Below are 11,478 nucleotides of genomic sequence, written 5' to 3'. Positions count from 1 at the left end.
ACCGTGGCCGTCGACCCCGTCACCGGAGCAGACACCGCCTCCACGGGAGGCATCTACTCCACCCCGCCCACCCGCACGCCGAAGCAGTCGCTCGACAGCGAGGCGTTCATGCAGCTGCTGGTCACCCAGCTCCGCAACCAGGACCCGAGCTCGCCGATGGACACCAACCAGATGATCTCGCAGACGACCCAGCTGGCCATGATGGAGAAGCTCACCAACATGGACACCACCGCGCAGGAGGGCTTCGCCCTGCAGATGCGGCAGGCCGCCGCCGCGCTCGTCGGCCACACCGTGAGCTACCTCGACAAGAACGGCGACACCAAGACCGGGGTCGCCTCGTCGGTCTCCTACGCGGGCGCCGTGCCGGTCGTCACCGTCGGCGACCAGAAGCTCGCCCTCGACGCCATCCTCGGTGTCGTCACCCCGGCCGAATCGGGCGCGCCCGCCGCGCCGGCCGCCTGACCTCCCCTCGAACGTTCCACGAAAGGATCCGCCATGCTCCGCTCGCTCTACTCCGGAATCTCCGGTCTCCGCTCGCACCAGACCATGCTGGATGTGACCGGCAACAACATCGCCAACGTCAACACTACGGGCTTCAAGTCGTCGGCGGTGCAGTTCCAGGACACGCTGTCGCAGCTCGTCCGCGGCGCCGGTGGCGCACAGGCCGAGACCGGCGGAACCAACCCCGCCCAGATCGGCCTCGGCGTGCTCGTCGCGGGCATCTCGACGAACTTCACGCAGGGCGCGGCGCAGGCGACCGGCCGCTCCACCGACATGATGATCAACGGCGACGGCTTCTTCGTGATGAAGGTGGGCGGCGAGACCGTGTACTCGCGTGCCGGCTCGCTCGACCCCGACTCGCTCGGCCGCCTCGTCGGCCCGGGCGGCGCCATCCTGCAGGGCTGGAACGCGGTCAACGGTGTCATCCAGCAGGGCGGCGCCCTGAGCGACATCACCATCCCGCTCAAGGCCGTCACCCCGGCGGCCGCCAGCACGGCCTCGAACGTGACGGGGAACCTGCCGTCCGACGCCGCCAACGGCGACCAGCTGGTGCGCGACGTCACCGTCTACGACGCGAGCGGCACGGCCCGCAAGCTGACGCTCACCTTCACCAAGACGGGGACCGGCTGGGATGTCGCCGGTGCCGACAGCAACGGTGCCACGGGCGCGGACACGCTCACCTTCACCAACGGCGTCCTCACCGCCGGCGGCAACCTGACTGTCGGCGGCGTCGCCGTCGACCTCACCAAGGTGACCGGATACTCGGGCATCACCTCCGTCGCCTTCAAGGACCAGAACGGCCGCGCCGCCGGCACCCTGGAGTCGTTCACACTCGACAAGGACGGCACCATAACCGGCCTGTTCTCGAACGGCGACAAGCAGGCCGTCGGCCGCATCGCGCTGGCCACCTTCGTGAACCCGGGCGGCCTGGAGAAGGCGGGCGGCTCGACCTACCGCGCCACCGTCAACTCCGGCACCGCCCAGCTCGGCGGCCCCGGCCAGGACGGCCTCGGCCAGCTCCAGGCCGGCTCGCTGGAGATGTCGAACGTCGACCTGTCGCAGGAGTTCACGAACCTGATCGTCGCCCAGCGCGGCTTCCAGGCGAACGCCCGCATCATCACCACGTCCGACGAGGTCCTTCAGGAGCTCACCAACCTCAAGCGCTGAAAAGTCGGGACTCTTAACTGTCTCTTAGACTGGCTATGTAACAGGAGGGCTTCCCGCGAAACGCCGGGAGCCCTCCTGTCTTGCCTTTACGGCCTCGCCATACTGAAGCAAATACGGGCGAGGGGACGACCATGCGACGGGTCGAGATGCAGCGAGGCGGCACCTGGGATCCTGCCGTCATCGAAGACATCCTCGGCGTCCCACCGCTGAACGTCCGCCCCGTGGACTCGCCCGTCATCACCATCGACGGCCAGATCGAGCCCGACGCCACCGGCTGGCTCGCCAACGTCACCGCCCGCACCGGCGGACCCCACTCGACCAAGACCGCCGAGTCCTACGCCGAGAGCCTCCGCATCTTCATCTAGTTCCTCACCAACCGCAACAGCTCGCTCCGGGGAGCCACCCGCCAGCACATCATCGACTACGTCAACCACCGCACCGTCGAGATCACCCGCGTCTCCGGCACCACCTGGAGCCGCGACCGCACGGCCATCAAACAGTTCTACGAATGGCTCCGCGAAGAACACTCCATCGCCCCACCCATCACCATCGAATACATCCGATCGCCCCGCGGCACCGTCTCCTCAATGGTCGAAGGCCGCAACATCCCCAAAGCCAGCGCCGCCGGCACACCGCTCGAACCCCCGCAAGTCGGCGAACTCCTCGCAGCCGCGCTCACCTACGGGGCAAACCGCGGCGAAACCGGCTCATACACCGGAGCACGCGACGCCGCGTTCATCTCCCTCGGCCTCGCCTGCGGCGCCCGTGCGAACACCCTCACCCATCTCACCACTTACGAGATCCCCCAAGGGCACGATGGCGAAGGAGACCTCATCGAGATGACCTTGCCTGGCGCCACATCAAAGACGCGCCGGGAGGTCCGGCTCGCCGCGTTCACGCACCACCTGAGACGCGTCCGCCTGTTCATCGATCCGAAGCGTGGCGCCCGCCGCCATCAGCTCCACGGCTGGCAACCCGACCGGCCAATCCACATCGCGGAGGAACCGACGCCCCGATTTCGCGGCATCGTCGACACTGACGGCGTCCGTCGCCCTTTCAGGGACATGACCGCCGACGAACGCCGCCGACTCGTCACGCCGACCGGCGAACCGGCGATGATCTTCCTCGGCTTCCATTCCGGCGCACCACTCGCCGTCAAAACCGCCCGTGAGTTCGTCGGTGACATCTCTGCCATGCGCGAACGCGACGCCGCGCTTGCCGGACAACACTTCCCTCACGTCCACACCCACGACCTTCGCCATACCTACGCCACCCATCTCGCCGCCGTCTTCTACCTCGGCGTCCCATACGGCCCCGGACGCGACCTACGCGGACGCCCCCACCGCATCGACATCCACAGCGCTATCAAAATGGCAAGCGCCGGCCTCGGCCACCTCGACGAAAGCACCACCGCCCTCTACACCCAACAAGTCGGCATGATGGCCCTCCGCTACACCGCCGACGACTTCCTCGGACGGAACAACTAGATGGCAACCAGAACCGACCGCGACGTCCCCCGCCGGCGGATAGCCGACGACCGCGGAGTCCACGTCGCCTCCATCACCAACGCAACCTTCAACGAAGGCGGCTGGATCGACGCGCATCTCCGCGGTCACAACAGGTTGCGACGAACTGCTCGCCTGGGCCGCTCCATCGCAGCTGACCAAGTCAATCAGAGCCTCCTCGCGCATCTTCACGTCGGAGGCGGGACCTGGACATCGTTCGAGACTCTTTACAAGCACAGCGACCTCTGCAAGCACTTCCTCAGGCGGCTCCGGGATGACTTCGACATCCACGACCTCACCGATCCCAACCTCAACCACCAAGTCGTGTGGGAGGGCATTCTTCTCGCGAGCCCCGCAGGTGGCTCACAGAGGAACTTGCGCACCTTTCTCGCTGAGACGTTCGCGGTAGCGCGCAGGGACGGAGAGACCTACCGCGATTACCTCTACGCACGAACCCTTGTCGTCGACGAGAGCGACGTAGAGGGATATGCCCCAGAAGTCGCAGATGCCATTGAAGCCTTCACTAAAGGGCACGTCGGGGACTGGTTCCTACGCCACCGCCGAGACGTCGAAATGGCGCTCGGAACGCTCCCGAGGGACTGGATGACGCGGCCAGCCCAAGAACTGATCAGCGGTCACCCACACGGCGCGGCAGCCTTCCGAGTAACCTCTGCCGACCTTGCCGCCGCAATGATTCTTCTTGCCCTGATCGACAACAAAGGCCCGAACCTCTCCACCATCCAGTCGTACACGGTCGACTCCGTCGAACGATCAAACGAAGACGCTGCCTTCGTCACCGGCATCAAAGCCCGAAACCACCAAGTCCTGAAAACCCCGGCACCCGCAGGCGGTATCTTCAGCTACGCCGGCCTGCTCGAGTTCGTCGCGGCCGCAACCCGGGTTGCACGCCATCTCCGCGACCAGAACGAAGACTTCAGCCGCCTCCTCTTCGTCACCAGCCGGGGCCAGCAGCCGATGAGTGGCGCAAACGTCAACAACTGGTGGGAGCGGACCGAGTCCGAGCGCGACAAACTCGGCCAGCTGTTTCCCGACACCATCAGCTTCCAACGACTTCGCAAAGCCGCGCTCCTCCGAGGCCCTCACAAAGACTTCGCCGTCATCGGTCAGAAGAAAGCCACCACACGGCTCTACCTCGCAGACGCAGTCCCCGACGTCATCCTGATTCCCGGGCTGCTCAACACCCAGGCCGACGTCACTTCGTACTGGCGCTCAAAGACCAAGGCGCCATCCGCAACGCCGGCATACCTCAACGACGAGGAAGCTGCTGCGGCCGCAGCCCTTGAAGCCGCCGACGCCATCATGGACGTCGGCGTCGCAGCCTGCATCTCGAACGGGCAATCACCCACCGACCAAACCAAACCCTGCGGTCTCGGACCCGTGGCCTGCTTCGTCTGCCCGAACGGCTACCGCACGCCAGAAACCATCCCCGGCCTGATCGCCGCCGTCGAGTTCACCGACAACATTCGCAAGTACGAACCAAACGAATGGCTCGACGGAGACGCCCCGATCCTCAACGAACTCGCCAAGAAGACCCTCGAACGATTCCCCCAGCCGCTCATCGACGCAGCACCCACCGAAGAGATTCACAACGTCCGGGCGCTGATCGCTTGCGTTTATGTGGAAACGAGAACCCGTGACTGAGAACCTCGCGCCCGTCGCCACGCTTGCCGTCCAAGGAGCGCGGACACCGCTCAGCGACGAGATCGACCTGCGCGCACTCATCCCCAACGGTGCCAGCATCCGACAGCCCATCCGCTACGGCCAAGACCTCTGGGACTTTGACGGCTACCCGTTCGTCAACCAGACCGTCCACGAGCTCGACTTCACCGGCATCCCGATCCGATGGCGCAACGTCATCAAGGACTGGACCCTACTCCGGCTCAACCCGCCGCTCGCCCAAACCGGCGAGTCCGGACTGAACACGCACGCCGTCATGGCCCAAGCGGCCGCTGCAGACAAGCCACTCCGGCCGATGAGCCTGGTCGCCTACGCCCTCGCATTCGCCACCACTCTGACCGTGCTCGAGCAACGCCAGACAACACAACTCGGCCCCGACGACTGGCGCGCTTTCGCGACCGACATGCGCGCCCGATTCCCCGAGGCCGCGCCGCAGACCCTCGCCGGCTACGTCCGCCCCCTCAACGCGCTCTGGTCCGTCCGCGACCTCCTACACCTCCCCGACATGTTCGGAGGCCGACCGTTCGGCGGGCAGACCGTCGACAGCGTCTTCAAGGTCGCCCCACGCGATCTCAACGTCGACCGGCCAGAACCGGAACTCTGCGGTCCGCTCCTCGGCCTTTGCCTCTGGATCCTCGACAACTGCACCGACGACATCTTCGCCCGCATGGAGCGTCTCGCCGCTGCACCCGACCTCACGACGCAGCCCCGCGAGGTTCAGATCGACGCTGTGCTCGGGGAACTCCGGAAGTGGGAACGAACCGGCCGGCCCGTCCCAGCCACGGTCGGTCTCCGCGGCGACGCAGTCGGGCCGGCACCGTCCTGGGCCACGTTCGTCAAACTGGCCGGAGCCTCCAACAAGGATCTGAAGAACCCACTCGGCAACGCTCGAAAGCTCCTCGAGAAACTCGTCGCCGAACGAGGAGTCTCCACCCAAGAAGACGGATTCAACCTGCCACTTCACGAGGTCACCGCACTCGACGGACAACGCCGGCCCTGGGCTAACTCCCTGGTCGCATCACGATACGCACTCGGCCTTGACCATTGGGTCTGCACCCTGGCCTACGCCTGCGCATACATCGTCACCATCCTCACCACCGTCCGCGACCGAGAACTCGCAGCCATCCCCAACGACTGCCTCCGTGAAGGCACCTACGAACGGGGCGACGCAGACATTCCCGTCACCCGGATGCGCGGCTACCTGGTCAAAAACCGCATGAACCCCGTCAAAGCAACCTGGGTCGTCGGCGACGACGTCATCAAAGCCGTCCAAACGATCCACCGGCTCAAGAAACTTCTCGGTCTTCAGCCGAGCATTCACCCGCAGACCGGAGAGGAGGTGCTCTTCCATCCCGAGCTGGGCCGTGGCCCGACAGCCGGAACCAACGCCCAAACGCTCCAGCTCAGCGGGCCCTACCTGCCTCGGTTCCAAGCCAGCGCCGAGTTCCTCGCCAACCGCGGACTGATGCCCCCGCTCCCAGAACTGCCCGACTGGCTCGCGCACCGCACCATCCGGATCACCGGCATCGAAGCCTACGCAAGCCAAGCCTGGGGCGATGCCCTCGCGGCCGCACAAGGCCACTGGTCCAGTCGAAAGGTCGCTGAGGGCTACTACGGCCACCTGCCGAAAAGCGTCTTCATCGCCGACCCGGAATCCGTCGAGGAAGTCAGACAGATCACCACCGCTCAGACGCTCTTGGACGTCGCAAGCGACGCCAACGCCACCAGCCTCGGCACAGTGATCGGAGGAGCCGGCGCCAAACGACTGGACACCGTACTCGCCAAGGAGAGCGCCTACGAACTGGCGAATGAACCGGTCACCGGCAGGCAACTGCTGAGAATAGCCAAGAACAATCCGAACGTCTTTGTTGGCGAGTTCACCATCTGCGTCCACGGGCCTGGCGGCCTCTGCGGCAACGCTGAGGAAGCCGACTTCCGGCTCTGCCGGCCAACCGCTTGCCGCAACTCCGCAACTACACCGAGCCAGCGAGCCCGAATGGAGCTACGGCGACGCGGCCTCGTCGGCAAGGGCGGTGTGTTCGAACGATCCCGCCGCAAGATCGAGGCAGACGCCCCGACGCTGGAGGCCGAGTTCGCCCAACTCACGGACGCGGACCTCCGGGAGATCACTCTTCAAGAGATCCCCGGCCGGTTCCATGACGCGGCGCGCGAGGGAGGAGCAGCATGAACAACAAACAGATCGCGGCCGAACTCACCGACGCGCTGATCGAACCGGAGGACCTGCCGGTTCCGCTCAAAGCCCTCATCGCTGCGACCGTGATGAGTGCACGCGGGGCGGCTCCCACCCGGCTGGGAATGGCGAAGACCGGCAGCTATTCCTACGGCAGCTCACAGACCCACTACGCCGGACTGCTCGACGCGCTCATTGAGCGCATACCGGCTGAGGTCGCTGAGATGGCTCAGGGTGAGGTCGATCCAGCCCTCGCGGTGCAGATGCGCGCTGAGCTCCAGCAACGCGACACAACTATCGCGTCGCTCCGAGCCGAGCTCGCCATGCTGGCCTCCCGGCACGAGGAGCTGCGCAAGTATGCTCTCGCACTGCACCAGCGGACGTCCGAGCTGGACCAGCAACAGGCGGCGCAGCAGGGAGCCACCGTCCGTCGACTCCGGTCGGTCGACTAGATGAGCGGCATCCCGATCGACGACGCGACCCTACGTTCGTGGGTGGAAACCGCACACTCGTCGCGGATGATGACCGATGTGCTGGCGCACGTCGGCGATCCCACCGACGGCTCGAGTTTCGACCAGGTCAACGCGTTCTATCCACCGGAGCTTGCCTCCGATTGGTGCCGCGGCTACCTGAGAGCAGCGCTTGAACATTTGACGTTCTGGGCAGATCACGTCGCGCCGATGAAGTTCGCCGAGGACGCAAAGGTCATCCATAGCCTGCGACCGGTCCAGACGCTCTGTCGTGCGGCGACCGAGTCTGCCTCTCAGGCGGTTTGGCTCATGGACGGACAGAGTGCACGCGAATGCGCTCTGCGTCACCTCAGCCTGATGCTTCACGATCTGGACGAGCAGCGGAAGGCTGCCTCGGCGCCAGAGGACAAGGCGCGGGTCACCTCGGTCCGGACGGCTCTGTTTGAACGGCTGGGCGGCTATGTCACGGAGGCAGACGTCCCTAGGTTCCCCGGCTACATGGAGACGGTCAAATACGCCGCGAAGGTTGCTTCGCAAAAGGGCGGAAAGACCATCGACCTGGACGATCCTGTCGAGATCGAACGGCTTTGGCGCGGTTCGGCTGGATCCGCTCACGGCAAACGCTGGCCCAGCCTCGAACTTCAAATGGTGGTCCGCGGTGAGGAATATCGACCCGGCCAGTTCCGCACAGTTCAGATTCCAAACGCGGATGTGATGACACGAATCCAGAAACTCGCTGACGGGGTCACCAGCTACGGAGTCCTCCGTTTCGCAGACTTTTCGGGCTTCGAGTCCCAGCTGTCCGAAATCCTGGCCGATGCCGCGACGAGGCTGTTGGACATGATCCCGAAGCGCGCCACGGGCGGGGTCTCGGCAGACTCAGCGGCAAGCGACGGGAGTGTGTGATGGGGCGGAGGGCTAGCCGTGGGGGTTCCGCACCGGAGAGTATGCGGCCGGTGTTCGTCCGCCGTCGCGGACCGGACCTAGAAACCGTCACCCGATACCAGGACTTCGTCGCGCACTGCCGCCGATACGACCGAACGGCTGCGTTGGCGCGGCTATCCGTCCTCTCGCGCGGATGGGACGGTGTCGCGACAGACGCGCGGGGTCGTCTGAAACCGTTCCTCCCTTGGACGATCGCTGGCCTCGCCGCCACCCTTGTCTGCCACAGCACCACAGGTCGGCGAGTGCCCACCGACGCCGACTTGGACATGCTGACGTCCGAGTACTTCAACCTCGAACACCCCGGAGACCCCACCGGCTCGGACTTTACGCTGGGTCTCGTCGCTCGACACATCTATCAGCAGTGGCCCTACATGCGGCTCAGCCTGCGGACCTGGGCGCGAGGCGCTGAGATCTTCGCCGGCACACCGTTCTCGAAGGACTTCAAACCCGAGGTTATGCACCCCGGTTGGGATCACGACTTGTTCGGGGTCTCCGTCGCGACCTACATCTCAATCGGATTCATGTTGGCGTCGGCCGCCGAGATCGGGAGCCCGCTGCCATTCGTCTGGCCGCCTGAGATTCAGAGCTACCTCGAGCTGCTGGGCGGCCAACAGGCTTTCGACAGCACCGTCGCGAAGCACTTCCTGATCACCATCGACGAGTTCAAGGCGCAACGGAAAGCCGCAGTATTGCAGCTCCCTGGGACCCCGGCGCAGCGCTACAAACATGAGCCGTTCGCATTCAACCCGCTGATGGCGAGGCCGATCATCGCGGATGCCGCGCCCGATCGCTGGCTCGCTCCCTGCGTTCCCGCGATCGAGTTGAAGATCTCCGCCACCAGCCTTGTCTATTCAGGCTTGCAAAGGTGGGAAGAAGCGTTCTCCCACGACGTCGGCAATCTTTTCGAGAACTATGTTGGCCGGAACCTGCAACTCATCAACAGCGCGACGGTGCTGCCCGAGATCGTCTACCGGGAGCAGAAGAGCGACCGCAAATCCGTTGACTGGTTCGTCGTTACGTCGAAGGCCGTGATCCTGGTCGAATGCAAGAGTGCGATACCCGCCCAGCCGATTCGCGAAGGCACCCCTGCGTCCGTCGCCGCGCACGTCGGCCGGCTTGAGAAGGCGATCAAGCAGGTGAACAAGTCCGACGCGCTGATCGGGGCGAGTCATCCAGCCTTCGCCTCGATCCCCGAACACCTCCCGCGGCTCGCGTTGGTCGCCACTCTGGGAGAGTTTGACCTGGCAAACAGTCCCGAGGTCCGCACTCACCTACCGACTGCCGACCTCCCGACGGCGGTGGTGAACATCGAAGTCATTGAAGACCTTGCAACCCTCTCCGAGGATGCGCTCAACGAGCTCGCGCTGACCGCTATCGCACAGGCCGATAGCAACAACGTCATCGACGGCCGGGCACTGTTCAACGGGCTCGTGAACGGGCCCACGACCAACCCGATCCTGACCCGCGGCTTCGACAAGCTGCCCGTGATTGCCAAGTTGGCGGAGTACCGGGCCTCTCTGAGTTAGACAACAATGGAAAGCCGCGGTCACGGACGACCAGGGGACATGACGGGTCGGGATTGGGCTCGGGAACCGCGATCACGACCATTTCCGACAATCCCCGAACACTTTTTCAAGAAGTTGTCCACAGGTCTTGTGGCGGCCGAGTATCGCGCAATAGATAGCTCTGTGTCGCTCCATGTGCCGTTATGTAGCAAAAGCGAGCAACTGATCGCGGGGAGCCCGAACGTTATCCACAACACCCGACTTTGTTTCCCGAGATCAGGGGTAATTTCGCCGGTAGAATAACAACGTCGGCCTAAGAGGGTTGGGGCCGGCCCCCACGCGGAAAAGACGAAACCCCCGGTGGCAGCCGGGGGCGAGTCCGCTTCTCGTGGGAGAGGCAACTACCGGGAACCAAAGGGTCCCGTGAATCACTTCACATCAATCCTACGCAACTCAATAGTGGTGAGCAAGCCTGTGCAGGCATGTGCACACCGGTGCACGTGCCTTCATAGCTTGCAGGCTCGCTGAGCTGCGAGTTCCGGTCTACCTGTCTCTGGTCGCCCTCACGTTCCCAAGAGATTGGATCAAACGTGAAACCGAAAAAACGGACACGGGTGAACTGGGATCTCGTCCGGTGGCTGATCGGTCTCGTCGTGCAAGCGGCGATCCGGTGGGTCATTGAGGCGATGCTCCCCAGGTAAGCCGAGCAACAACCCAGAGGCCGTCGCGTCCCGGGAGTCCAACGATTCCCGGGCCGGCGGCCTCGTGCTGAGCGCTACCCGAGATCCCCCGCGTATCTCATCAACAGAGAGTCCCGCCGCTCGAAGCCGACCGCTTCGTAGAGCCGAATCGCCGACTCACGCGACGGGCGTGATGTAAGGTCCAGCGTCCGCAAGCCGCGGGTCCGAGCCAGTTCGATCACCGCTTCCAGCAGCGCGCGTGCGATCCCGCGGCCACGCTGGGTTTCGTCCACCACGACGTCATCGAGATGCCCTCGAACGCCGGTCGGCAGCGCGAAGGAGGCGAGCGTCGCCATTCCGACAAGCACCCCGTTATATCGAGCGACCACCAGGTCGGTTCCGTCGTGCTGCAGCATCAGCTCGATACGCCCCCGATCGTAGGTCGCCGTTGACGAGAGCTGAGGTAATAGGCGCTGAATCCCGTCGAAGTCGTCCTCGGAGAGAGAGTCGGCGACTGCGACGTGTACGCCGGGGCCGTGAGCGGGTGATCGGTACGTGGTTGGCGAACCATCGTTGTTCAGCTGCTCCCCGATTGCTTGGCGGATGCGAACGCCGAGGCGGTAGAGGCGCTCTCTTGTCGCCTGGTTCGGAGCAAGCTGTGCCCTGTGCTCCTGTAGCGACCGCTCGAACCGCTGCTGCATCTGGCCGATGATTGCCGCGGGGTCATCGACGAGGTACGACGCCTCGAACACCTGAACGATCTTGAGCAACATGAGCAGTTCGTCTCGCGTCAGTTCCTTGTTCGCCATGAAGCCA

At 64.6% G+C, this 11,478-nt stretch carries 10 protein-coding genes; 9 read left to right on the top strand and 1 reads right to left on the bottom strand.

The features are described 5' to 3' along the window. The first annotated feature begins 3 nt into the window (after nt 1-3). From HNO83_RS08400 to HNO83_RS08360, 9 genes are all read left to right on the top strand, one after another. Nucleotides 4-462, top strand: coding sequence for a flagellar hook assembly protein FlgD (locus HNO83_RS08400; RefSeq protein WP_175337086.1), 459 nt, complete (start codon nt 4-6; stop codon nt 460-462). A gap of 33 nt (nt 463-495) precedes the next feature. After that, nucleotides 496-1,668 (top strand): flagellar hook protein FlgE, encoded by a 1,173-nt coding sequence (locus HNO83_RS08395; RefSeq protein ID WP_175337085.1) that lies wholly within the window; start codon nt 496-498, stop codon nt 1,666-1,668. 131 nt (nt 1,669-1,799) lie between these two features. After that, nucleotides 1,800-2,033 (top strand): hypothetical protein, encoded by a 234-nt coding sequence (locus tag HNO83_RS08390; protein WP_175337084.1) that lies wholly within the window; start codon nt 1,800-1,802, stop codon nt 2,031-2,033. A 222-nt stretch (nt 2,034-2,255) separates the two neighbouring features. Next, nucleotides 2,256-3,155 carry a site-specific integrase gene (locus HNO83_RS08385; protein ID WP_175337083.1) on the top strand — a complete coding sequence of 300 codons (900 nt, stop codon included), beginning with the start codon at nt 2,256-2,258 and terminating at the stop codon, nt 3,153-3,155. Next, entirely contained in the window at nt 3,156-4,835 is a 1,680-nt protein-coding gene (locus tag HNO83_RS08380; protein WP_175337082.1) for a hypothetical protein, read from the top strand. Next, complete coding sequence (locus HNO83_RS08375) at nt 4,828-7,059, top strand: hypothetical protein (RefSeq protein ID WP_175337081.1); 2,232 nt, start codon at nt 4,828-4,830, stop codon at nt 7,057-7,059. Before HNO83_RS08380 ends, HNO83_RS08375 begins: the two co-directional genes overlap by 8 nt. Next, nucleotides 7,056-7,514, top strand: coding sequence for a hypothetical protein (locus HNO83_RS08370; RefSeq protein ID WP_175337080.1), 459 nt, complete (start codon nt 7,056-7,058; stop codon nt 7,512-7,514). The genes HNO83_RS08375 and HNO83_RS08370 overlap by 4 nt, the downstream gene beginning before the upstream one ends. Next, nucleotides 7,515-8,438, top strand: coding sequence for a hypothetical protein (locus HNO83_RS08365; RefSeq protein ID WP_175337079.1), 924 nt, complete (start codon nt 7,515-7,517; stop codon nt 8,436-8,438). It abuts the gene before it with no gap. 281 nt (nt 8,439-8,719) lie between these two features. Then, nucleotides 8,720-10,003, top strand: coding sequence for a hypothetical protein (locus HNO83_RS08360; protein WP_175337078.1), 1,284 nt, complete (start codon nt 8,720-8,722; stop codon nt 10,001-10,003). Between the two features lie 754 nt (nt 10,004-10,757). Here the strand turns inward: HNO83_RS08360 and HNO83_RS08355 are convergent. After that, nucleotides 10,758-11,471, bottom strand: a complete 714-nt coding sequence (locus tag HNO83_RS08355) for a GNAT family N-acetyltransferase (RefSeq protein ID WP_249776604.1) — start codon at nt 11,469-11,471, stop codon at nt 10,758-10,760. Nucleotides 11,472-11,478 lie beyond the last annotated feature (7 nt).

Origin of the sequence: Leifsonia sp. C5G2 (assembly GCF_013359685.1) — a bacterium.
GTDB lineage: Bacteria > Actinomycetota > Actinomycetes > Actinomycetales > Microbacteriaceae > Leifsonia.
Note: the sequence above shows the minus strand (reverse complement) of the source record. Positions and strands in the feature narration are given on the sequence as shown.

Bases quoted from the DNA above. Each gene is read 5' to 3' on its own strand.
- HNO83_RS08395 (WP_175337085.1), top strand. From the start codon at position 496: ATGCTCCGCTCGCTCTACTCCGGAATCTCCGGTCTCCGCTCGCACCAG.
- HNO83_RS08390 (WP_175337084.1), top strand. From the start codon at position 1,800: ATGCGACGGGTCGAGATGCAGCGAGGCGGCACCTGGGATCCTGCCGTC.
- HNO83_RS08385 (WP_175337083.1), top strand. From the start codon at position 2,256: ATGGTCGAAGGCCGCAACATCCCCAAAGCCAGCGCCGCCGGCACACCG.
- HNO83_RS08380 (WP_175337082.1), top strand. From the start codon at position 3,156: ATGGCAACCAGAACCGACCGCGACGTCCCCCGCCGGCGGATAGCCGAC.
- HNO83_RS08370 (WP_175337080.1), top strand. From the start codon at position 7,056: ATGAACAACAAACAGATCGCGGCCGAACTCACCGACGCGCTGATCGAA.
- HNO83_RS08365 (WP_175337079.1), top strand. From the start codon at position 7,515: ATGAGCGGCATCCCGATCGACGACGCGACCCTACGTTCGTGGGTGGAA.
- HNO83_RS08355 (WP_249776604.1), bottom strand. From the start codon at position 11,471: ATGGCGAACAAGGAACTGACGCGAGACGAACTGCTCATGTTGCTCAAG.